At 68.9% G+C, this 22,395-nt stretch carries 16 protein-coding genes; 7 read left to right on the forward strand and 9 right to left on the reverse strand.

Going from position 1 to position 22,395, the window contains the following annotated elements:
- Positions 1-6 precede the first annotated feature (6 nt).
- The 3 genes from dnaQ to F464_RS0121735 are packed head-to-tail and all read right to left on the reverse strand — an operon-like array spanning position 7 to position 1,994.
- Positions 7-735, reverse strand: coding sequence for a DNA polymerase III subunit epsilon (gene dnaQ / locus F464_RS0121725; protein WP_018991966.1), 729 nt, complete (start codon positions 733-735; stop codon positions 7-9).
- Positions 736-780: 45 nt separating this feature from the next.
- The gene (gene rnhA / locus F464_RS0121730; RefSeq protein WP_018991967.1) at positions 781-1,242 is read right to left on the reverse strand and encodes a ribonuclease HI; all 462 of its coding nucleotides are present in this window, start codon (positions 1,240-1,242) and stop codon (positions 781-783) included.
- A gap of 11 nt (positions 1,243-1,253) precedes the next feature.
- Positions 1,254-1,994: a class I SAM-dependent methyltransferase gene (locus F464_RS0121735; RefSeq protein ID WP_018991968.1), complete on the reverse strand. Its 741-nt coding sequence runs from the start codon at positions 1,992-1,994 to the stop codon at positions 1,254-1,256.
- On the opposite strand from F464_RS0121735, the gene gloB reads away from it, so the two are divergent.
- Positions 1,993-2,784 (forward strand): hydroxyacylglutathione hydrolase, encoded by a 792-nt coding sequence (gloB, locus tag F464_RS0121740; protein WP_018991969.1) that lies wholly within the window; start codon positions 1,993-1,995, stop codon positions 2,782-2,784. The two genes, F464_RS0121735 and gloB, sit on opposite strands and share 2 nt — an antisense overlap.
- Before the next feature lie 6 nt (positions 2,785-2,790).
- Here the strand turns inward: gloB and F464_RS0121745 are convergent, their stop codons facing one another.
- Positions 2,791-3,759, reverse strand: coding sequence for a diguanylate cyclase domain-containing protein (locus F464_RS0121745; protein WP_018991970.1), 969 nt, complete (start codon positions 3,757-3,759; stop codon positions 2,791-2,793).
- Between the two features lie 210 nt (positions 3,760-3,969).
- Between F464_RS0121745 and F464_RS0121750 the strand changes: the two genes are divergently transcribed.
- On the forward strand, positions 3,970-5,469 hold the full coding sequence (locus tag F464_RS0121750) for a transglycosylase SLT domain-containing protein (protein WP_018991971.1): 1,500 nt from the start codon (positions 3,970-3,972) through the stop codon (positions 5,467-5,469).
- Positions 5,470-5,496: 27 nt separating this feature from the next.
- Here the strand turns inward: F464_RS0121750 and F464_RS0121755 are convergent, their stop codons facing one another.
- The 3 genes from F464_RS0121755 to F464_RS0121765 form a co-directional block, all read right to left on the reverse strand.
- On the reverse strand, positions 5,497-7,593 hold the full coding sequence (locus F464_RS0121755; protein ID WP_018991972.1) for an ABC transporter ATP-binding protein: 2,097 nt from the start codon (positions 7,591-7,593) through the stop codon (positions 5,497-5,499).
- Positions 7,594-7,713: 120 nt separating this feature from the next.
- Positions 7,714-8,193, reverse strand: coding sequence for an FKBP-type peptidyl-prolyl cis-trans isomerase (locus tag F464_RS0121760; protein ID WP_018991973.1), 480 nt, complete (start codon positions 8,191-8,193; stop codon positions 7,714-7,716).
- Positions 8,159-8,671 (reverse strand): peroxiredoxin, encoded by a 513-nt coding sequence (locus F464_RS0121765; protein WP_018991974.1) that lies wholly within the window; start codon positions 8,669-8,671, stop codon positions 8,159-8,161. The genes F464_RS0121760 and F464_RS0121765 overlap by 35 nt, the downstream gene beginning before the upstream one ends.
- A 139-nt stretch (positions 8,672-8,810) precedes the next feature.
- Between F464_RS0121765 and lexA the strand changes: the two genes are divergently transcribed.
- From lexA to F464_RS0121785, 4 genes are read left to right on the forward strand one after another with little or no spacing between them, the layout of a single operon-like run.
- Positions 8,811-9,422: a transcriptional repressor LexA gene (gene lexA / locus F464_RS0121770; RefSeq protein ID WP_018991975.1), complete on the forward strand. Its 612-nt coding sequence runs from the start codon at positions 8,811-8,813 to the stop codon at positions 9,420-9,422.
- Positions 9,423-9,464: 42 nt separating this feature from the next.
- Positions 9,465-10,187: a translesion DNA synthesis-associated protein ImuA gene (gene imuA, locus F464_RS29270; protein WP_018991976.1), complete on the forward strand. Its 723-nt coding sequence runs from the start codon at positions 9,465-9,467 to the stop codon at positions 10,185-10,187.
- On the forward strand, positions 10,123-11,556 hold the full coding sequence (locus tag F464_RS0121780; RefSeq protein ID WP_026296218.1) for a Y-family DNA polymerase: 1,434 nt from the start codon (positions 10,123-10,125) through the stop codon (positions 11,554-11,556). The genes imuA and F464_RS0121780 overlap by 65 nt, the downstream gene beginning before the upstream one ends.
- A 59-nt stretch (positions 11,557-11,615) precedes the next feature.
- Entirely contained in the window at positions 11,616-12,995 is a 1,380-nt protein-coding gene (locus tag F464_RS0121785; protein ID WP_018991978.1) for an MATE family efflux transporter, read from the forward strand.
- 22 nt (positions 12,996-13,017) lie between these two features.
- On the opposite strand, the gene F464_RS0121790 is transcribed toward F464_RS0121785, so the two are convergent.
- Together F464_RS0121790 and F464_RS29275 are read right to left on the reverse strand one after the other, a co-directional pair.
- Positions 13,018-14,829 (reverse strand): M61 family metallopeptidase, encoded by a 1,812-nt coding sequence (locus F464_RS0121790; RefSeq protein WP_018991979.1) that lies wholly within the window; start codon positions 14,827-14,829, stop codon positions 13,018-13,020.
- A 349-nt stretch (positions 14,830-15,178) separates the two neighbouring features.
- Complete coding sequence (locus F464_RS29275; protein ID WP_018991980.1) at positions 15,179-19,036, reverse strand: CHASE domain-containing protein; 3,858 nt, start codon at positions 19,034-19,036, stop codon at positions 15,179-15,181.
- Between the two features lie 174 nt (positions 19,037-19,210).
- Between F464_RS29275 and F464_RS0121800 the strand changes: the two genes are divergently transcribed.
- Complete coding sequence (locus F464_RS0121800) at positions 19,211-22,390, forward strand: error-prone DNA polymerase (RefSeq protein WP_018991981.1); 3,180 nt, start codon at positions 19,211-19,213, stop codon at positions 22,388-22,390.
- Positions 22,391-22,395: the final 5 nt, after the last annotated feature.

A 22,395-nucleotide genomic window follows, 5' to 3' on the forward strand; every position in this document is an offset into this window, starting at 1 on the left:
CACTGTTCAGACCGCCGGCACTTCCTCTGCCGGCGCCGGCGCAATCCACAGGCAGGCCCCCTTGTTGGCCTTGCTGATGTCCTGCAACACGCGGTCGTGCGCCGCCTGTTCGTCAGGAGTGGGCCGCAGCACGCGCAGCGGCGGCCGCTCGATCGGGCTGCCGCTCGCATCCACGCCTCCCATCGGCGAGTCGTCGTCGAGCAGCATCATCAGGCTTTCCTGCCCGCGGGTCATCGCCAGATAGACGTCGGCGAGCAGTTCCGCGTCGAGCAGCGCGCCGTGCAGGGTGCGCGCGGCGTTGTCGATCTCGAAACGGTCGCACAGCGCGTCGAGGGACGCCTTCTTGCCCGGGTTCAGCTCCTTGGCCATCTTGAGCGTGTCGATCACGCCCGTGCACAGCGCACCGAGCTTCGGGTGCCCCAGCCGCGACAGTTCGTGATCGAGGAAGCCGACGTCGAAGCTCGCGTTGTGGATCACTAGTTCCGAGTCGCGCACGAAATCCATGAAGTCGCCCGCAACATCGCAGAATTTCGGCTTGTCGACGAGGAATTCCTCGGTAATGCCGTGAACGGCCACCGCCTCGGCGTCGATCCCCCGTTCCGGGTTGATATAGACGTGGTAGTGCTTGCCGGTCAGGTTGCGGTTGAGCAGCTCCACACAGCCGATCTCGATCACGCGGTCGCCATTGCGCCAGTCGAGGCCCGTGGTTTCGGTATCCAGGACAATCTGTCTCAAGGGTTCATCCCCGGTCGTTCGTTCGCGCCCTCGCGGGCCGGTTGATCACATTTCCGCGACGGAACCACCGCGCGCGCGCACGGCATCGACGCCCCGGCGCGCGAGTTCGTCCGCGCGCTCGTTCTCCGCGTGCCCCGCATGGCCACGCACCCAGATCCACGCGACCTTGTGGCGGCTCGCCGCCTCGTCCAGCGCGCGCCACAGGTCCTCGTTCTTCACCGGCTCGCGCGAGGCGGTCTTCCAGCCGCGCTTCTTCCAGCCGTGGATCCACTCCGAGATGCCTTTCTGCACGTACTGGCTGTCGGTATGCACGCGCGCCGCGACGGGCCGCTTGAGCGTTTCCAGCGCGCGGATCACCGCGAGCAGTTCCATGCGGTTGTTGGTCGTCTTCGGCTCGCCGCCCCAGATTTCCTTCTCGTGCGGGCCGCTGCGCAGGATCGCGCCCCAGCCGCCGGGTCCCGGGTTGCCGCTGCAGGCCCCGTCGGTGAATATCTCGACTTCTTCCATCCCTCTTCCGTCTATTCCACTTTTTGTACGCCGCCCGTCACCTGCCGCCCGCGCTGGGCCACCGGTGAAAGGCGCTTTGCCGCGGCGCGCGCATCGCGCCAGTTCGGCGTTATCAGGCGCATCCCCTGCACCCGCTTGATGCCCTGGATGATGTAGGCACCGCCGCAGATCGGCCACCAGCGGTCGCCCGCCTTGTCCATGAAGCCCCAACGCTCCAGCCATTTCGTGCTCGCGAACGCCGGCGCGTAGCAGCCGAAGCTGCCCGCCTGGGTCTCGAAGCCGAGCAGCGCCAGCCAGTCCTTCGTGCGCCGCACCGACAGGTATTGCCCGCGCCACGGATAAGACCCCGAACGCCGCGCCACCAGGCGCCGCAATCCCCACAGGCTGAGCGGATTGAAGCCCGCGATGATCACGCTGCCCTCGGGCACCAGCACCCGCTCGACCTCGCGCAGCACCTGGTGCGGATTGCGCGAGAATTCCAGCACGTGCGGCAAGAGCACGAGATCGATGCTTGCCGACGCGAACGGCAACGCGCCGCCCTCCGCAACGACTGCGATATCGCCGGAGCGCGCGCAATGGAAACGGAAGGGAATGCGGTTGCCGCGCAGGAAGTCGTACTCCGGCAATCCAATCTGCACCGCGTTGTAGCCGAAAATGTCGGCTACCATGAGATCGAACTTGGCCTGCTCCCACCGCAGCAGATAACTTCCCTGCGGGGTTTCAAGCCAGTCCGACAGACTGAGGATGGACATGGACGATCAGCACTCAAAAATCCGCAGCGCCGACATTATCCCCCTTCCGGCCTTCCGCGATAACTATATCTGGCTGCTTCGCCGCGGCCCCTGGGCGGCGGTCGTCGACCCCGGCGACGCATCCGTCGTCGAAGCCGCGCTGCAGGAACACGACTTACGGCTCGTGGCGATACTGCTGACCCACCACCACGACGACCACATCGGCGGCGTGGCCGAACTCGCCGCGCGCCACCACCCGGCGGTGTTCGGTCCCGCCGGCGAGAACATCCCCGGCCTCACGCGCCGCGTCGGCGAAGGCGACGAGGTCGTCCTCGACACCCTCGACCTCCGCTTCAGCGTGTTCGCGATCCCGGGCCACACGACCACGCACATCGCTTACCACATGCCCGGCGTCCTGTTCGCGGGCGACACGCTGTTCAGCGCGGGCTGCGGCCGCCTCTTCGGCGGCACGGCCGCGCAACTGCATGCCTCGCTGCAGCGCCTGGCGCAGCTTCCGGGCGACACCGCCGTCTACTGCGCCCACGAATACACCCTGTCCAACCTCGCCTTCGCCCGCGCGGCCGAACCCGTCAACCCGGAACGCGATGCCTGGCTCGCCGAATGCGAAGCCCTGCGTGCCGCCGGCCGCCCGACCGTGCCCACCAGCATCGAGCGCGAACGCCGCATCAATCCCTTCCTGCGCACCGATTCGCCCGCCCTGCTCGACGCGGTCACCGCGCAAAGCGGTCAGCGTCCTGCAGACTCCGGCGAGTGCCTCGCCGCCCTGCGCAAGTGGAAGGACGTGTTCTGAGGCGCGTCACCGCGCCGCGGCAAGTTCGGACGCCACGGCAAGATGCCAGCGGTTGCGTCCGTCACGCTTGGCCCGGTACAGCGCCTCGTCGGCGCGCGTGAGCAGGGTCGCGAAGCCGCCGTCGTCGCTGCGCTCGGGTCTGGTCACCGCGATGCCGAGGCTCACCGTGACGACCCGCGCCGCGGTCGAGTGCCGATGCGTGATCGCCAGCGCCTCGACCGCCCTGCGCATCGACTCGCCGACGATCGCGGCGCCCTGTGCGTCGGTGTCCGGCAGCACGACGGCGAATTCCTCGCCACCATAACGCGCCACCAGATCCACCGGCCGGCGCGTGTTGCCGGCCAGCGCGCGCGCGACGGCCTTGAGGCACTCGTCGCCCACCTGGTGACCGTACGCGTCGTTGAACTGCTTGAAGCAGTCGACGTCGACCACCATCAGCGAAATCGGCGCCCCACTGCGCGCGCTGCGCCGCCATTCGCGCGACAGCGTCGCGTCGAAGGTGCGGCGGTTGGCGATCCCCGTCAGCCCGTCGAATGCCGACAGGCGCGTCAGTTCCCGGTTCGCCTCGTCCAGCTTGCGTGTCAGCGCCACGAGCGAGGCGCGCATATGGGCGATGCGCTGCATCGCCCGCACCTTGGCCTTGAGCACCGCCTCGGACACCGGCTTGACGAGATAGTCGTCACCGCCCACGGCAATGCCGCGTTCGATGTCCTCGTCACGGGTCCGCGCAGAAAGAAAGATGATCGGCGTCCAGTCGCCGTCCGACTCGAGCTGGCGTATGCGCCGTGCGACCTCGAACCCGTCCATCCCGGGCATCACGACGTCGAGCATGACGAGATCGGGCCGGGATTGCCGGAACGCCTCGATGCCGCCTTCCCCGTCGCGCCGGAGCACGGTTTCGAGCCCCATTCCGCCGAGCATCCGGCAGGTCAGGGCGGCACTCGTCACGGTGTCTTCTATTACGAGAACCTTCATGCCGATCGATATTCCAGCGGAACGAAAAACCCTATCATCGTATCAACTTAGTTCCGATATGTCGTCAAAAACGGCATCGACAGTGCAACGTCGGCCAGATCCCCGACGCTGCCAGCCCCCGCCAGCCACCCGCCGCAAATTCCGGTTTGACGCACCTTCGCCCCTGCCATAGAGTCCACCCTCTTTTTTCCCGAACGAGGCGCCGGATTCATGGCGATTCCTCTCCTGCGAATCTTCCTGCTGGTCATCTCGCTGGCTGCGGCGACATCGTCCGCAACGGCCGACGATGTCCCGGCTGCCGATGCCCGGCCCGCCGATGCGGCGCCCGCCGAATCCTTCGCGCGCTCGCTCGGGACCCTGCGCCCGCCCTCCGCCGCGCGCGCAACCGAAGGCCTCGCGGCCTCCCCCAACCAGGTGATCGAACTGCGGGATCCCGCCCCGCGCGTGCTCACGCTGGACCTCACGCGCGACGCGAACGACATCTGGGATCGCATCCGGCGCGGCTTCGGCATGCCCGATCTCGATACCGAAGCGGTCGCCGAACTGCAGCTCTTCTACCTCAACCGGCCGAGCTTCCTGAAGAAGGTGTTCGAGCGCGGGGGGCGTTACCTCTATCACATCGTCGACGAACTCGAACGCCGCGGCATGCCGACGGAACTCGCCCTGCTGCCGATGGTCGAGAGTAGCTACAACCCCATGGCCTATTCGCGCGCGCGCGCCTCGGGCCTGTGGCAGTTCATCCCCTCGACGGGGCGCAATTACAACCTGACCCAGGACAAGTGGGTCGACGAACGGCGCGACGTCATCGCCTCGACCAACGCGGCACTGGACTACCTGCAGACCATCTACGAGATGCACGGCGACTGGCACCTCGCACTCGCCTCCTACAACTGGGGCGAAGGCGCCGTCGGGAGGGCCGTCCAGCGCAATCTCGCCGAAGGCCTGCCGGCCGAATACAGCCAGCTGCGCATGCCCGAGGAGACCCGCAACTACGTCCCGAAGCTGCAGGCGCTGAAGAACATCGTCGCCCAACCGGAACTCTTCCACTTCGAACTGCCCTACGTCCCGAACACGCGGCACTTCGTCACCGTCGAAACGCCCGCCGGCATCGACCTCGCGACCGCCGCGCGCCTCGCGGAAATGCCGCTCGACGAGTTCATCGCGCTCAACCCCTCGTACAACCGCCCCGCGATCGCGCAGGCCAACTCGCTGGTGATCCCGGTCGACCGCGCCGAACGCTTCCGCGAACGGCTCGCCGAGCAGCAGGGCAGTGGCAAGCAGTGGCGCACCTACGAGATGCGGCGCGGCGACACCCTCGCGTCGGTCGCGCGCGATTTCGGCCTGTCGCTGAGCGAACTGCACCAGATCAACGGTCTCGACGCCCGCAGCCGGGTCAGCCCCGGCTACACGCTGCTCGTGCCCGAAGGCGCCGAGCTTGGCGGCGCACTGGCCGCGGCCCGGATGATCCCGCGCAACGCTGCGCTCGACACCAGCACGATTCCGCCCCCGTCGGCAGCGAAGGCGGACGCGAAGAGCGGGCGCAAGGGCGCTCAGGCGAAAGGCAAGGGAAAATCGCGCGCTGGCAAGGTGTCGGGCGGCAGCCCGAGCCGTGCCGCGGCGAAGGCTCCGTCAGCAGGCGCCAAGGCGACGCCGAAGTCCTCCGGCAAGGCAGCCCCGGTCAAGCCCGCACCAAAGAAACAGAAGCACTGAGGCCGATTCAGCCCCGGAGGCAGGCCCTCAGGCAGGCCCTCCGGCAGGCCAGTGGCAGCGTACGCTGCGCCCGCCGCGCAGATCGGTGACTGCGGGATACTGCGCGCGGCAGATGTCGGTCGCCCGGTCGCAGCGCGGGTGGAAATGGCAGCCTGGCGGGGGTGCCAGCGGCGACGGCAGGTCGCCTGCCACGGCCGGGCGCGCGGAGCCACCCTTGCCGCCTGCGCTCGCTGCTGTCTCGCGCTCGATGTCGGGAACCGCTGCGAGCAGCACGCGGGTGTAGGGATGCGCCGGCGCGGCCAGTACTTTCCCGACCGGCCCCTGCTCGACGATGCGTCCCAGATACATCACCGCGACCTCGTCCGCGAGCCAGCTCACCACGCCGATGTTGTGCGTGATGAAGAGGTAGGCGAGGCCGAACTCCGCCTGCAGCTCACGCATCAGGTTGAGGATCTGCGCCTGCACCGACACGTCCAGTGCGCTCGTCGGCTCGTCGCACACGATCAATTTCGGCCGCACCGCGAGCGCCCGGGCAATTGCGATGCGCTGCCGCTGGCCGCCGGAGAATTCGTGCGGGTAGCGCAACTTCATGTCCGGACGCAGGCCGACACGCTGCAGCAGCGCGTCGATGCGTTCGGCGCGCTTCAGCGGATCCGGCTCGACGCCCAGTGCGAGCATGCCCTCCTCGATGATCTCGCCGACGCGCATGCGCGGGTTGAGCGACGCGAAGGGATCCTGGAACACCATCTGGAAGTCGCGCCGCAGCGCGCGCAAGGCCGGCCGGGACAGACCCGCGAGCGGCGTGCCGTCGAGGAACACCTCGCCGTCCGTGGGCGTCACGAGCTGCAGGATCGCCTTGCCGGCCGTCGTCTTGCCGCAGCCGGATTCACCCACCAGTGCCAGCGTGCGACCCGGCGCGAGAGTGAGGCTCACGCCATCGACGGCACGCACGCGCGCCACCTCGCGCCGAAGGAGGCCCTTGCGCACCGGGAAATGCACCTGCAGGTCGCGCACATCGAGCAGCGGCACCGCCCTTGCACCAGCACGCGCGTCCGCCGCAACGGCCACGGGCGCCGCGGCCGCGGCCATGTGCGCTTCCGTGCGACCTTCCGCGTACAGATGGCAGCGCACCGCCTGTGCCCCCACGGCCTGCCACGCCGGGGCCTCGTGCCGGCAACGGTCGAACACGTCGGGGCAGCGTCCGGCGAAGCGGCAACCGGTGAAGACCTGATCGAGCGGCGGAACATGCCCACCCAGCGCTGCCAGCGGACGCCCGCGCTGGGCGTCGGTCGGCAGCGCGGCGAAGAGCTTGCGCGAATACGGATGCAGGGGCGCGCGGAAGAAATCGCCCCGCGCACCCGCCTCGACCAGCTCGCCCGCGTACATCACGCCGATGCGCTGCGCCATGCGCGCCACCACGCCCAGGTCGTGGGTGATCAGCAGCATGCCCATGCCGCGCTCGGCCTGCAGGCGGGCGAGCAGGTCGAGCACCTGGGCCTGGATCGTCACGTCGAGTGCAGTCGTCGGTTCATCGGCGATCAGCAGTTCCGGCTCGCCCGCGAGCGCCATCGCGATCATCACGCGCTGCTTCATCCCGCCCGAGAACTGGAAGGGATAGTCGTCCAGCCGTCGGCCGGCATCCGGAATGCCCACCGCGTCGAGGAGGCGCTGCGCCTCGGCGCGCGCCGCCGCGCCGCGCAGGCCGCGGTGGCGCGCCAGCACCTCGCTGATCTGCGCCATCACCGTCATCACCGGGTTGAGGCTGGTCGAAGGCTCCTGGAAGATCATCGCGATCCTCCCGCCGCGCACTTCGCGCATGCCCGCCTCGCTGCGCGCGAGGAGGTCGTCACCGGCGAAGCGCACCTCCCCCCCGACGATGCGTCCGGCGTCGGGCAGCAGGCGCAGCAACGCGAGCGCCGTCATCGACTTGCCGCAGCCCGATTCGCCCAGCAGCGCGAAGGTCTCCCCCGCCGCAATCGAGAAGCCGACGCCGTCTACCGGTCGCACGGGCCGTGCGGCGGCACCGATGTGCACGCGCAGGTCCTTCACGTCCAGAAGCGGAGCGTCGATCGGTCGGTTCGGCTGCGCAGCCTGCGCTCGGTCGGTTCCTGCGAGTACGGTCATCGGACGGGGATATCCGCGGAAGTGGATGGAGAGGGGCAAAAAGGAGCGAAAACGACTACAAACGGATGGAAAAAGGGCCGCTTACGCGGCCCTCTGACACTGCTGCGACCGGCCGGCCGATCAGTGGTGGTGACCGCCCGCGCCGTGCACGTGGCCGTGCGCCAGCTCCTCGGCAGTCGCCGGACGCACTTCCGCGATGGTGACGTCGAACACCAGCGCAGTGCCGGCCAGCGGGTGATTGCCGTCGACGACGACCTTGCCGTCGGCGATGTCGGTGATGCGGAAGATCATTTCCTCCTCACCGTCGTCGGTGACGCGCTCGAAGGACATGCCGACCTCGATGTTCTCGGGGAACTGGCTGATATCCTCGACCAGCACGAGTTCCTCGTCGTAATCGCCGAAGGCATCTTCGGGCTGCAGTTTGACCTTCAGCTGCTCGCCGACCTTCTTGCCGTGCAGCGCTTCCTCGATGGCGGGGAAGATGCCATCGTAGCCGCCGTGCAGGTAGACCAGCGGCTGCTGACCATCATCGATCATGTTGCCGTCCGGGTCGACGACGGTGTACTTAAGCGTTACGACGCTGTTCTTGACGATTTCCATTAGCTTTCTCTGTTTCCAGTTTCCTGACCAGTTCGAAAACCCCCGCCGCATGGCCGCGGGGTGTAACGTCGCGGAGTGCGTGGCGAACGATACCTTCCTTGTCGATCACGAAGGTCGCCCGTGCCACGCCCATCTTCTTCACACCATCGACTTCCTTGGGCTGCCAGACATCGTAGAGCCGGCACACTTCGGTCTCGACGTCGGAAAGCAGACGTATCGACAGGCCGTGCTGGTCGCGGAATTCGGCGTGGGTCAGGCAATCGTCGGGACTGACGCCGACAATGATGCAGCCGTAGCGGGCAAAGTCGTCTTCATGATCGGAGAAGTCGGCCGCCTGCAGGGTGCATCCCGGCGTGTTGTCACGAGGGTAAAAGTAGAGGACCACATGGTGCCTGCCGCGTTCTGCGGCGAGGTCGAAATCCTCCATGTCCGCATCCGGCAGCGAAAACGTTGGCGCGATATCACCGATCTGCAACATGTGATCTCCCTGACGTCGTTGGATTCTAGCCGAGACACGAAGCGAACTCTACCTGCGTCTCCCCCGCTTGCGCTACACCGATTTATTGCTTGCGGATCAGCGTAAGCTGTTTAAAATTACAGTTATCCTGGAGAACCCCATGAGCAGCCGCGACCATAACCTGACCGCCCGCCAAGGCGAAATCCTCGACTTCATCCGCCAGACGGTCGAATCCGAGGGGCGCCCGCCCACGCGCGCCGAAGTGTGCAGCGCATTCGGCTTCCGCTCGCCGAACGCGGCCGAAAGCCATCTGCGCGCGCTCGCCGCGAAAGGCGCGATCCTGCTCGATGAAGGGCGGGCACGCGGCATCCGCCTTGCCGAAGCGCTCGGCCTGCCGCTGATCGGCCGGGTTGCGGCCGGCAGCCCGATCCTCGCGATCGAGCACATCGAGTCGCGCCACCAGATCGACCCGGCCCTGTTCTCGCCGCGCGCCGACTACCTGCTGCGCGTGCGCGGCCTGAGCATGCGCGACGCAGGCATCCTCGACGGCGACCTGCTCGCCGTACACCGCAGCCACGAAGCGCGTTCCGGGCAGGTGGTGGTCGCCCGCGTCGAGGACGAGGTGACCGTGAAGACCTTCACCAGCAAGGGGCCCATCGTCAGCCTGCTGCCGGCCAACCCCGATTTCGAGCCCATCGTCGTCGACACCCGCAGCACCCCCCTGACGATAGAGGGGATCGCCGTCGGCCTGGTGCGCAACGGCTCGCTGTGAAGCCTGGCGTCGTGCTCCCCCTTCTTCGGCCCCTCGCTCCCGATGTCCGCCCTCGCCCAGACCGCCCTCGCTGCCCTGCCGCCCGGCCTCGTATGGCAGGCCGACCGGCTCGCGCAGCCGGTCGAGGCGGGCATCGCCACCGGCTTTGCGGCGCTCGATGCCCAGCTGCCGGGCGGCGGCTGGCCCCGTAATGCGCTGATCGAGCTGCTGTCCGACAGCCCCGGCATCGGCGAGATCGGACTGCTGCTGCCCGTCCTGCACACCCTTCCGGCCGACCGCTGGATCGTCTGGGTCGCCCCGCCTCACCTGCCCTACGCCCCGGCTCTCGCTGCCGCGGGCATGCCGCTCGAACGCCTGCTGCTGCTCGAACCCGACAGCCATGCCGAGATCCTGTGGGCGGTCCGGCAGGCGCTGGCCTCGGGCGGCAGCAGCGCCGTGCTCGCGTGGCTGGCACGCGCGGACACCGCCGCGCTGCGGCGCCTGCAGCTCGCCGCCGAAACCTCCGCGACGCCGCTGTTCCTGTTCCGTCCCGCGTCCGCCGCACGTCAGCCGTCCCCCGCCGTCCTGCGCCTGCGGCTCGCGGCGCGCGACGGCGAGCTCGCGGTGGACATCCTCAAGCGACGCGGCCCCGGCCTTGCAGCCCCGCTGCGCCTGTCGCTCCCGCAACGTCCCGGCCTGCGCCGCACTCCCGCCCTCAACGATGCTCTGGTTCGCCCTGATCCTGTCCGACCTGCCGCTGCAGGTATTCACGCGCGGCGTAGATGAGCCGGGCGAACTCGCGGTCGTCGAACACACGCCCGGTGCGCGCGTGGCGGCCGCGACGCCCGCTGCACTGGCGCGCGGCGTCGAACCCGGCCAGGGCGTGGCCGGCGCGCTCGCCGTAGCCCCGTCGCTGCAGCTGCGCGAACGCGACCCGGCACTCGAGGCCGCGACGCTGGCGGAGTTCGCCGTGTGGGCCGCACAATTCACGCCCTGCGTCAGCATCGACCCGCCCGATGCGCTGGTGCTGGAAACGAGCGGCAGCCTGCGCCTTTTCGGCGGCGTCACGGGGCTGGTACGGCGGATCCGTGCCGGACTCCTTCCGCTCGGCCTCGATGCCGCCATCGCCGCCGCCCCGACCCCGCTCGCGGCCCGCTGGCTCGCCCGCACGCACTCCGGACGGCAGATCCGGGCTGCCGCCGAATGGTGGCGCAAACTGGACGATCTGCCCGTCGAACTGCTCGGCGACGGCGCCGAAGTGTCCCGCACCACGCTCGACCTGCTGCACGGCATCGGTGCGCGGCGCATCGGCGACGTCGCCCGCCTGCCGCGCGACGGGCTGGCCCGCCGCCAGGCCTCCGTCGTGCTCGACACGCTCGCACGCGCACGCGGCGAACGCCCCGATCCGCGCCTCTGGTTCCTGCCGCCGGAACGCTTCGAATCGCGCCTCGTCCTGCCCACGAGCCTGTTGCACACCGAGCCGCTGCTGTTCGCCGCGGGAAGGCTGTTTTCCGGGCTTTCCGCCTGGCTTGCCGCCCGCCATGCCGGACTCGACCGCTGCCGCCTGCATCTGGAGCACGAGGATCGCCCAGACACCGTGCTCGAGATTGTCACCGGCGCACCGGGGCGCGACGACGGCCGGCTGCTGATGCTCGCCCGCGAGCATCTGGCCGCGCTGAAACTGCCCGCGCCGGTCGAGGCGCTGCGCCTTTTCGCCGACAATCCGGTCGTCACCCCCGGACGCACGCAGGACCTGTTCGGCGATCCCGACAGCGCGCGCGACGCCGCCGCCCTGCTGCTCGACCGCCTGCGCGCCCGCCTGGGGCGCGAGGCGGTACGCACCGTGCACCCGGTTTCCGAGCACCGCCCCGAACGCGCCTGGTGCCGCGCGGACCCCGGACGCCCCGCCCCCCGCAGCACCCCGGCGGCCGCCGGCCCCCGCCCCCTGTGGCTGATGAACGAACCGCGCGCGCTCGAGTCGATCCGCTCGCTGACGCTGCTACGCGGGCCGGAACGCATCGAATCCGGGTGGTGGGACGGCGCCGACATGCGTCGCGACTACTACATCGCGCGCGCACCGGATGCCGCGCTGTGGTGGGTGTTCGAGCAGCTCGACCCGCCCGGCGGCTGGTATGTGCATGGTTTTTTTGGCTAAACTCGCTTCCCACCCCCGGCCGCCGCCGGGCTCCCATCCCTTCGACCGAACCCCAGCCCTTGAGCGCCTCCGACTCGTCGCCGACCTCACCGTCCACCATCGCCCGTCAGCTGCTCCACCACGCATGGCCGGTGCTGGTCGCGCAGATCCTGTCGATGAGCATGATGATCGCCGACACCGTGATCGTCGGGCGCTACAGCACCGTTGACCTCGCCGCGATCGCAGTCGGCAGCGGCGTGTACATTTCCATCGTCATGCTGGTGGTGGGCGTGCTGCAGGCCGTCGCGCCGACCGTCGCGCATCATTTCGGCGCCGGCCGCACGGATCGGATCGGCCCCGCCCTGCAGCAGGGCTTCTGGCTGGCACTGATGCTCGCCGTGCCCGGCATCGTGCTGATGGTCTTCCCCGGCTTCCTGCTGGAACTCTCCAGCGTTCCCGCCGACGTCGAAGCGAAGACCCGCGAATACCTCCTCGCGACGGCCGCCGGCCTGCCCGCCGTGCTGCTGTACCGCACCTTCTATGCCTTCAACAACGCCGTCGGCAAACCGCGCGTGCTGATGGCGATCAGCTTCATCACCACCGCGACCCACGCCCCGCTCGCGTGGGCACTGGTGTACGGCCACCTGTGGCTGCCGCCGCTGGGCGTGCTCGGCTGCGGCATCTCGACGGCGATCGTGAACTGGCTCGCCTTCACCTGCGGCGCCACCTATCTCGCGCGCAATCCCGGCTACCGGCCGTATCGCCTGTTCTCGCACTGGCGCGGGCCGCAGGCCGGGGAAATCCTCGGGCTGCTGCGCCTGGGCGTGCCGATGGGCCTGTCGACCTTCATCGAGGTGTCCTCCTTCACGCTGATCGCGCTGTTCGCCGCCCGCCTGGGCGCCGAGTCCGTCGCGGGCCACCGCGTCGTCGCGAACATCGCCGCGCTGATCTACATGCTGCCGCTGGCGATGTCGATCGCCGTGCTAGTCCTCGTCGGCCAGGCAGCCGGCGCGCGCGACTGGGCCCGGGCGCGCATGACGATTCGGGTGGGCATGATCGTCACCGCGGGACTCGCGTCGCTCATCGGCATCGCACTATGGCTTGCGCGCGAGCCGGTCATCGCCCTGTTCTCCGAGGACGTCGCCGTGCGCGCGGTCGGCCTCATGCTGCTGATCTTCGTCTGCCTCTACCAGCTGTTCGACTCGGTGCAGACCGTCGCCGCGCACGCCCTGCGCGGCTACAAGGTGACCTTCGTGCCGATGCTGATGCACGCCGTGTGCTTCTGGGGGGTGGGCCTCGCCGGCGGCTATTGGGCGAGCTTCCACGCGCCATGGCGCACCGCGGGCCCGCATGTCGCCGGCTTCTGGGAGGCGGGCGTGATGTCTACCACGATCGCCGCCGTGCTGTTCGGCTGGCTGCTGCGCGTCGTGATGCGCCGCCAGGACGACCCCCCCGCCTGAGATCCGCGCCGGCGGACGGCGCTCAGCTTCCCAGCCAGCCCTCTCGCAGCGTGCGCATCGCGGCCGACACGCGCTTTCCGCTCGCGAGCTTCACCGCGTCGGCCGGCGCCGCCGCGAGCTCGGCCGTAAACGTCATCAGCTCGTCGCGGCGGAAGGCGTGAATGCTCACCCGCTCGCCCGGCCGGCGGCGCGCAAGCTGCCCGTCCAGCGAAGCGGCCGTGACCTTGAGGCCATCAACGGCGATGAGCACGTCCCCCGCCGACAGCCCGCATTGCTGCGCGGGGCTGCCGTCGAACACGTTCGCAAGCTTCGCCTCGCCATTGCCGCCGGCAAGCTTCACGCCCAGCCAAGCTCCCTTCGCCGCGGCCTCGCTGCGGAACTCGATCCCGAACGGTCTGAGGAACTCGTCCAGCGGCAGGTCTTCTGTACCCTCGACCGCGTCCTTCAGCCAGCGCGACAGGCGCCGCCCGGCGCCCTTGAGGCCCGCTTCCGCGACTTCGCCGACCAGCGCGAACAGGCCGTCCTCCGCGACGCCCTCGCCCGTGAGGCCGTGCCGCTGCCATAACAGGCGCATGACATCGTCAAGGCTCTTGCGCCCCGCACTCGCAGCGCGCAGTTGCAGGTCGAGCCCGAGCGCGATCAGCGCACCCTTCGCGTAGTAGCTGACGATCGCGTTCGGGGCGTTCTCATCCTGCCGGTAATACTTGATCCACGCATCGAAGGACGATTCGGCGACGCTCTGCTTCAAGCGGCCGCTGCCGCGCAGCACGTTGGACATCGTCTTGCCGAGCAGCGCGAGGTAGTCTTCCACGCCAATCACGCCCGAGCGCACCAGGGCGAGGTCGTCGTAGTACGACGTGAAGCCCTCGAACGCCCACAGCAGGCGCGTGTAGTTCTCGGTGGTGAAGTCGTAGGGCGCGAACGCCGCCGGTTTGATGCGCTTGACGTTCCACGTGTGGAAGTACTCGTGGCTGCACAGCCCGAGGAAGGTCCGGTAGCCGTCGGTCTGCTCGTGCATGCCCGCGTACGGCAGGTCGCCGCGGCTCGTCAGCAGCGCGGTCGAGGCGCGATGCTCGAGGCCGCCGTAACCGTCGCCGACCACCATCGTGAGGAAGAGATAGCGATCGACCGGGGCGGGCGTGCCGAACAGTTCGATTTGCCACGTGCAGATGCGCGAGAGATCGGCGCACAGGCGTTCGAGGTCGCAGTCGTGGCGCCCAGTGAGGACGACCTCATGGGGCACGCCGGCCGCTTCGAAGCGCGCGTGCGTGAAGCAGCCCATCTCGACCGGGTGATCGACCAGTTCGTCGTAGCTTTCCGCGCGGTACAAGCCGAAGCCCATCGCCGGCGCCGCGAGCGGATCGCCCGCCGGACGCCGCAGCGTCGTCGCGACCTTCCATGTCTGCAGCGCGGGACCATCAGGGGGCAGGATATCTACATAGCAGGGTTCGTCGGTCCTGCCTTCCACCGCGAGAAATACGCTCGTGCCGTTGAAGAATCCGTGGGTGGCATCGAGATGGGCTGCGCGCACTGAAAGATCCCACGCGTACACCTCGTAATTCAACGTCAAGGCCCGCCCGCCCTCAACCGGTGCCGCGCGCCAGCTGTGCTTGTCGAGCTTTTCGACCGCGACCGGCCGCCCGTTGCATTCGGCACGCAGCTTGACGATGTTGCGGGCGAACTCGCGGATCATGTAGCTACCGGGAATCCACGCGGGAAGCCGAAACACCTGCCCGGCAGGATCGGGTTCGGCGACGATGCAGCTGACTTCGAAGACGTGCGCCTCCGGACGCGCGGGGGTGATGGCGTACGACACGCGGGGCTGGTGGGGCATCTTAAATTCCGCAGAACGAAGCAAATAGTAAATTCTAGCCGCACCGGACCGCATCGGACGACCGGCACGCGCGCGGTGTCGATGCCTCATTTTTGCGCAGAAGCAACATTTCCTTTCCCATCAGCGCTCTGCGGCACATCCCCACAAGTTGTCCACAGGACTGCCCACGTCCGATGGGGATAAGGAGGGACTTTCCCACAACACATGTTGCGCGAATGCCTCATTTTTGTGCAGACACAACATTTCCTTGTGCGTCAGTGGCCTGCAACGCATCCCCACAAGTTGTCCACAAGACTGCCCACGCCACGTGGGGATAACCGCATCGCTCGCGGAAAACAGCCCTCCGGCGTCAGTCCGCAGTCGCGCACCCCTGATCGGGGTGTGCCCCGCTCACGGGAGCCTTCGGCGCGGCGGCGAGGAAGCGCCCGATCTCGGCGAGCGTCGCATCCATCGCCTCATCCAGGCATTCCACCGTCCCGCGAGCTTCCGAACCATCCTGCAACCCCATCTCGGTCTCGCCGGCCGCAGTCGCGAGACACGACAGCCCCATCGCCCCCGCCGCACCGCGCAACTTGTGCGCAACGCCCGCCGCAGCCGCTACATCCCCGGTGTGCACAAAAGTGCGGAGCTTGGCCGGATCCTCGCCGTACGTATCGACGAAGCGCTGCAGGTAGGTCGCGTAGGTCTTCGCGTCGCGCCACAGCCGGAGGCCGAGCGCGGCGTCGATCAGAAGCTCCCCCGCGGGGGCGGCGATGGGAGCGCGGGCGAGGGCGGGAACCGGCGGAGCCGGAGCCGCAGGCGGTGTCCGCCTCGCCGCATAAGCCTGCAAGGCGGAGATCAGGTCCTCGGCCGCGAACGGCTTGGATACGAAACCGCTCATGCCCGCCTGCAGGGCGGCCTCATGCTGGTCGTGGAAGGCACCGGCCGACACCGCGATCACGGGCAGCGTCTGCAGAGCTTCCGAGGCGCGAATGCGGCGCGTCGCCTCGTAGCCGTCCATCACCGGCATCTGCACGTCCATCAGCACCGCGTCGAACTCCGCGGTCTGCCCCTCGAGCAACGCGAGAGCCGCCTCGCCATGTTCCGCCTGCGCAACTTGTGCGCCCTCGCCCTCGAGAATCCCCTGGGCGACTTCGCGGTTGATGTCGCTGTCGTCGACGACTAGTATCCGGTATCCGGCAAGACGGCCCGATTGCGTCGGGAATGGCGTGCCGGCCACGCGACCGCCCCTGCCCGCGGCCAGCTCCATCACCGTTTCGAGCAAGGCCCCCCCCGTCACCGGTTTGGTCAGGACGCGGTCGGCGAAGCGGCTGTCCGGATGCCCGCGCAGCGCTTCCCGGTCGGCCGCGGTCACCATCACGATGGCCGGCTGCGCCTCGCTGCCGAACAGGACGCGCATGGCCGCGGCCGTCGCCAGCCCGTCCATGCCCGGCATGCGCCAGTCGAGCAGCACGATGTCGAACGGCTGGCCGGCATCCCGGCGCGCCCGCGCGGCGTCGATCGCCGCCGGGCCCGAATCGGCGAGTTCGGCCGTCCACCCCAGCGCCATGACGACCGCTCCCAGGGTTTCGCGCACCAGCGGATGGTCATCCACGATCAGAACCCGCCGCGGGCCGAGTGCGGGCGCTGGCGCGGCCGGCATTTCGGCAATCGTGAACGGCAGCTCGAAGAAGAACTCGCTGCCCTGCCCGGGCTCGCTGCGCAAGCCGAGTTGCCCGCCCATCAGTCCGACGAGCTGCCGGCTGATCGCCAGACCGAGACCGGTTCCGCCGAAGCGCCGGCTCGTCGAAGTATCCGCCTGGCTGAAGGGGGAAAAGATCTCTTCCTGCATCTCGGGCGGGATGCCGATCCCGGTATCGGACACCGTGAACCGCAGGCGCAGGCCATCGCCTTCGTGGCCGGTGAGCGCGACGCGCAGCACCACCTCGCCCTGCTCCGTGAACTTGATGGCATTGCTCGCGAGGTTGGTCAGTACCTGTCTCAGGCGCAGCGCGTCCCCCGTCAGGAATTCCGTCCCGGGCGGCGGCGGCCAGACCGCGACCTCCACCGGTTTGCCCTCGCACGCATACGCCATCGTGCTCGCCAGCTCGTCGAGCACCTCCGCAAGGCGGAAGGGCTGATGTTCGATGTCGAGCCGATGCGCCTCGATCTTGGAAAAGTCCAGGATGTCGTTGAGGATGCCCAGCAGCGACCGGCCCGCCCGCTGGATCTTGCGCGCCAGCTCGCGCGCGGCGGGCGGCAGCTCGGCCCTGTCCAGCAGGTATGCCAGGCCAAGCACCGCATTCATCGGGGTGCGGATCTCGTGGCTCATGTTCGCCAGGAACTCGCTCTTGGCCCGGCTCCCGGCCTGCGCGAGCTCCGACTGGCGGGTGAGCTCCACGTTCAGCTCCTCCAGGCGGATCTGCGCCTCCTTCAGTTCGCTCACGTCCGACACCACCGCATACACGCCGCGTACGCGTCCGCCGTCGTGGTCGGGAACAAGATGCCACCACAGGTACTTCACGCCCCCGCGCCGATCATCGGCCGAGCTGGCCTGGAACTTCTGCGGCTGTCCCGCGAGCGCAGCCTCGACGTATGGCCGACTCGTCTCATACAGGGAAGGTTCGAATATGGCCTCCATCGGCGCATTGCTCACCGCCACGGCACGCTTGCCGAGGAACGCCAACAGCGCGCGGTTCACGAAGCGGCATCGCAAGCGATCGTCCCAGTACGCGATCATCGTCGGAATGTTCTCCGTGACCGCGCTCAGGAAACGCTCGCTTTGCCGCAGGGCCTCCTCGTTCTGCCGCTGCTCGGTCACATCCAGCGTGACGCTCACCACCCGCAGCGTCTCGCCCGTTACACTCCGTTGCGCCCGCCCGAGCGAACGGACGATGCGCTCGGCCCCATCCGGGCGCACGATGCGGAAGCTGGAGTCGAAGGCTCCACCCTTCAGGGCGCAATCGAAGGCCGCGCCGACGGCCGGGCGATCGTTAGCCACCACATGCGACAGCCAGTCCTCCAGCCGCCCTGGAAAGTCTTCTGCCGACAGGCCGTAGATGTCCAGGAGACGGGCATCCCAGCTCAGACTACCGTCCTCGCGGCGATATTCCGCCACCCCCATGCCGGCCGCCTCGGTCGCGAGCTGCAGCCTCTCCGCGATGAGCTGCTGGCGCGCCCCCTGCTCGGCGAGCGCTGCGTGGCGTGCTTCCGCCGCGCTCGCGCCGATGCGGCGCTGCACATTCTGCAGGTAGATGTACGCAAGGCTCGCGAGCAGCGCGGCGAGCGCAAGAATGCCCGCCGCGAACCAGCGCGGATCGGGCAGGTTCAGCGCCTTGTAGAAGGGCGCCAGCGCCCGGACCTCGACAAACCACTGTCGGCCGTACAGCTCCACCGGCAACTGGCTGATCAGCCCTGCCGCAGTTTCCTGATCGCTCCCCGGTGATTCGTAGAAGCGGAACGGCTGCTCGGCGTAGGCGGCGTCGTAGATCGAAACCGCGAACTCGCCGCCGCGAAAGTCGAAATCCGCCAACACGTCGTCGATGATCAGCGGTGCATAGACCCACCCCAGCAGCGACTTCCAGCGCTCTTCCGGCGTCGCAGGCTGGTACCCGCCGCGATAGACGGGCAGGAGCAACACGAAACCGCGCTCCGGCTTGCCCATCGCCTGCAACAGCGTGAGCGGCGTGGTCAGTACGGGCCGCCCGGTACGAACCGCGGCCAGCGCCGCCGTGCGGCGATTCAACTCCGAAGCGATGTCGAGCCCGATCGCCTCGCGGTTGTTCGCCTCCGGCTCGACATGCAGGATGACGAAGCGCTCCCCCGCGTGCGGAGCGAACTGCTTGATGCGGAAATCCGGCCGGCCGTCATGGCGCACGGCGGCAACGAAATCCGCCTCGTCGGCAGGATCCACGCGGCGGATGAAACCGAAGCCGCGCGCGCCCGGGAATTCCCGGTCGGCCTCGCGCGACTGCGCATACTGCAGGAAGCGCTGACGCGGAATCGATTCGCTGCCAGCCCCGATGATCGCGCCGCGCGCGCCCCGCAAGCCGTATTCGAAGGTCTGGAAGCGCGCAACCAGCGCGGAGGAGGTCCGGGTGGCGAGCGCCTCGAATCGGGCGTTCGCGGTCTGCCGGTTGGTCTCGGCCGTCTGGCGGGCGACGCCCAGCGCGACGGCAAGGCCGATCAGGATGACCGCCAGGGGAAACACGAGGGTTCGCTTGCTCATTCGCTTACGGCTCCGCCCCTGCTCTGCACTGATCCGCGAGACCGATTCACGACCATGTTAAGCCAAAAAAATGACGTTCGCGCGGCCGGACGGATCTTCTCCCCGGCAGAGAACGGCGGGCAGCGCAACGCGACACGCAGAAGCAATCCGCCGCACGAGGTTTATACTGTAATTATGTACAGCCATACGAGCCTTCCCGGCCCACCCGGCGAAGCGGGATATGCGGAACTCCACTGCCTGAGCAATTTCAGCTTCCAGCGCGGCGCATCGCACCCCGAGGAACTCACCGCACAGGCGGCCGGGTTGGGCTATGCCGCGCTGGCCATCACCGACGAGTGCTCGCTCGCCGGCGTCGTGCGCGCACATCAGGAGATCCGGCGCCAGGCGCTGCCGCTGCACCTCATCGTCGGCACCGAGATCCGCCTCGCCGACGGCCCTCGCCTCGTCCTGCTCGCCACCGACCGCGCCGCGTACGGCCGGCTCTCGCGCCTCATCAGCCGCGGCCGGCGTGCCGCCGACAAGGGCGAATACCGCCTGACCCGCGCCGATCTCGAAGACGGCCTGCCGGGCTGCCTCGCCCTGCTCGTGCCGCCCGAGGAGGCACCGGACCACGCAGCTCTCGTCGCCGACGGCCGCTGGCTCGACGGGCGCTTTCCCGACGCCGCCTGGCTCGCCGTCGAACTCGCCTGCGGACCGGACGATGAGGGACGGCTCGCGGGCCTGCTCGCGGTCGCCCGTGAAGCCGGCCTATGTCCCGTCGCAACCACCGGCGCGCTGATGCACGAGGCCGCACGCCGGCCGCTTGCCGACATACTCGCGGCGACCCGCCTCCATTCCACCGTCGCCGAAGCCGGCGCCCGGCTCGCTGGGAACGCCGAACGCCGCCTGCACGAGCGCAGCACGCTCGCCCGCCGCTACCCGCCGGAGCTCCTCGCCGAAACCCTGCGCATCGCCGCACGCTGCCGATTCCGGCTCGACGAGCTGCGCTACGAATACCCCGCCGAACTGGTCCCCGACGGCGAAACCCCGTCCGGCTGGCTGCGCCGCCTGGTCGAGGACGGCGTGCGCTGGCGCTATCGCCCGGACGGCGACGCTCCCCCGCGCGTACGCAAACAGATCGAATACGAGCTCGCACTGATCGCGGAGCTCGGCTTCGAAGCCTATTTCCTCACCGTACACGACATCGTGCGTTTCGCCCGCAGCCGCGGAATCCTGTGCCAGGGACGCGGCTCGGCGGCCAACTCGGTCGTGTGCTGGACGCTCGGCATCACCGAAGTCGATCCCCGGCTCGGCATCATGCTGGTCGAGCGCTTCATCTCGAAGGAGCGCAACGAGCCGCCCGACATCGACGTCGATTTCGAGCACGACCGGCGCGAGGAGGTCATCCAGTATCTGTACGCGAAATACGGCCGTGAACGGGCCGCGCTCGCAGCCACGGTCATCCGCTACCGCGCACGCAGCGCCCTACGCGACGTCGGCCGCGCACTCGGTCTGCCGCTGGCGCAGATCGAGCGGCTCACGCGCGACCACTTCTGGTTCGACGGCCGCCATATCCTGCCGGAACGCCTGCGCGATGCCGGCCTCGACCCCGACAGCCCGACCGTCCGACGCCTCGCCGCCCTCACCGAGGAACTGATCGGCTTTCCGCGACACCTCTCGCAGCATGTCGGCGGTTTCGTGATCGCCCGCGGCCGCCTCGACGAACTGGTGCCGATCGAGAACGCCGCGATGCCCGAACGCACCGTGATCCAGTGGGACAAGGACGACCTCGACACCCTCGGCCTGCTCAAGGTCGACGTCCTCGCCCTCGGCATGCTCTCGGCGCTGCGCCGCGGCCTCGCGCTGATGGCCGCCTGGCACGGCCGCGAAATGACGCTCGCCGACATCCCGCGCGAAGTCGACGCCGTGTATGACATGCTCTCCGCGGCCGACTCGGTCGGCGTCTTCCAGGTCGAATCGCGCGCCCAGATGACCATGCTGCCGCGCCTCAGGCCCCGCCGCTTCTACGATCTCGTCGTCGAAGTCGCGATCGTGCGCCCCGGGCCGATCCAGGGCGGCATGGTCCATCCCTACCTCGAAGCCCGCATCCGCAAGGAGCGCGGCGAGGAGATCGATTATCCACGCCCGGAACGCCGCGATCCCGGCGTGCAGCAGGACGATGGCGTGCGCCAGGTGCTCGAACGCACGCTGGGCATACCGATCTTCCAGGAACAGGTCATGCAGCTCGCCGTGGTCGCAGCCGGCTTCACCCCCGGCGATGCCGACCAGCTGCGCCGCGCGATGGGCGCCTGGCGCCGCCAGGGCGAACTCGAACGCTACCGCGCGCAACTGCTTGCCGGCATGGCCGAGCGCGGCTACCGGGCGGAGTTCGCCGAGCGCCTGTGCAACCAGATCGAAGGTTTCGGCAGCTACGGCTTTCCCGAATCGCACGCCGCGAGCTTTGCGCTGCTGGTGTATTTCTCCGCCTGGATCAAGCGCTTCGAGCCCGCTATCTTCCTCTGTGCGCTGCTCAACAGCCAGCCGATGGGCTTCTACTCCCCTTCCCAACTGATCCAGGACGCCCGTCGGCACGGCGTGACGATACGCGGGGCCGACGTGCGCGCCAGCGGCTGGGACTGCACGCTAGAGCCCCAGGACGGCACGAAGCTGCCCGCGGCGCGCCTGGGACTGCGCATGATCAAGGGCTTCCACGCCGACGCCGCGGCCCGCATCGCCGCGGCACGCAGCCTGCGCCCCTTCGCGGGCGTGGACGATCTCGCGCTGCGCGCCGCGCTCGACGCCCGCGAACTCAGGCTGCTCGCCACCGCCGGCGCGCTGGCGGGCCTCGCCGGCCATCGCCGCCAGGCGCTCTGGCAGGCCGCCGGCGGCCTGCCGGCGGAAGGCGTGCTGCATGGCGCGCCGGTGATGGAGAGCACCGCGCAGATCGCCCCGCCGAGCGAAGCCCAGGAACTGGTTGCCGACTACGCCCGGCTGGGTTTCACGCTCGGTCGCCATCCCCTCGCGCTGCTGCGCGAGCGGCTCAGCGCGATGCGCTTCCTCACCGCCGCGGAAATCTCCGCCTGCCCCGACCGCAAGCTCGCCCGCGCCGCCGGCATCGTCACCTGCCGCCAGCGGCCGGGCACCGCGAAGGGAACGCTGTTCATGACCATCGAGGATGAAACGGGACTCGCCAACGTGATCGTCCGGCCCGAACTCATCGAACACCAACGCCGGGAACTGCTCGGCGCGCGCCTGCTGGGGGTGTTCGGCCAGATCAGCCGCCAGGGCGATGTCACGCACCTGCTGGCGAGCCGCGTCGTCGACCATTCCGCGATGCTCGGCGCACTCGACGCGCAGAGCCGCGACTTCCACTGAGGGCG

Origin of the sequence: Aromatoleum toluclasticum ATCC 700605 (genome assembly GCF_000378245.1) — a bacterium.
Taxonomy (GTDB): Bacteria; Pseudomonadota; Gammaproteobacteria; order Burkholderiales; family Rhodocyclaceae; genus Aromatoleum; species Aromatoleum toluclasticum.

Excerpts from the sequence above, each read along its gene's own strand:
- rnhA (WP_018991967.1), bottom strand. The coding sequence starts at position 1,242 with ATGGAAGAAGTCGAGATATTCACCGACGGGGCCTGCAGCGGCAACCCG.
- gloB (WP_018991969.1), top strand. The coding sequence starts at position 1,993 with ATGGACGATCAGCACTCAAAAATCCGCAGCGCCGACATTATCCCCCTT.
- F464_RS0121735 (WP_018991968.1), bottom strand. The coding sequence starts at position 1,994 with ATGTCCATCCTCAGTCTGTCGGACTGGCTTGAAACCCCGCAGGGAAGT.
- F464_RS0121745 (WP_018991970.1), bottom strand. The coding sequence starts at position 3,759 with ATGAAGGTTCTCGTAATAGAAGACACCGTGACGAGTGCCGCCCTGACC.
- F464_RS0121750 (WP_018991971.1), top strand. The coding sequence starts at position 3,970 with ATGGCGATTCCTCTCCTGCGAATCTTCCTGCTGGTCATCTCGCTGGCT.
- F464_RS0121755 (WP_018991972.1), bottom strand. The coding sequence starts at position 7,593 with ATGACCGTACTCGCAGGAACCGACCGAGCGCAGGCTGCGCAGCCGAAC.
- F464_RS0121760 (WP_018991973.1), bottom strand. The coding sequence starts at position 8,193 with ATGGAAATCGTCAAGAACAGCGTCGTAACGCTTAAGTACACCGTCGTC.
- F464_RS0121765 (WP_018991974.1), bottom strand. The coding sequence starts at position 8,671 with ATGTTGCAGATCGGTGATATCGCGCCAACGTTTTCGCTGCCGGATGCG.
- lexA (WP_018991975.1), top strand. The coding sequence starts at position 8,811 with ATGAGCAGCCGCGACCATAACCTGACCGCCCGCCAAGGCGAAATCCTC.
- imuA (WP_018991976.1), top strand. The coding sequence starts at position 9,465 with ATGTCCGCCCTCGCCCAGACCGCCCTCGCTGCCCTGCCGCCCGGCCTC.
- F464_RS0121780 (WP_026296218.1), top strand. The coding sequence starts at position 10,123 with ATGCTCTGGTTCGCCCTGATCCTGTCCGACCTGCCGCTGCAGGTATTC.
- F464_RS0121790 (WP_018991979.1), bottom strand. The coding sequence starts at position 14,829 with ATGCCCCACCAGCCCCGCGTGTCGTACGCCATCACCCCCGCGCGTCCG.
- F464_RS29275 (WP_018991980.1), bottom strand. The coding sequence starts at position 19,036 with ATGAGCAAGCGAACCCTCGTGTTTCCCCTGGCGGTCATCCTGATCGGC.
- F464_RS0121800 (WP_018991981.1), top strand. The coding sequence starts at position 19,211 with ATGTACAGCCATACGAGCCTTCCCGGCCCACCCGGCGAAGCGGGATAT.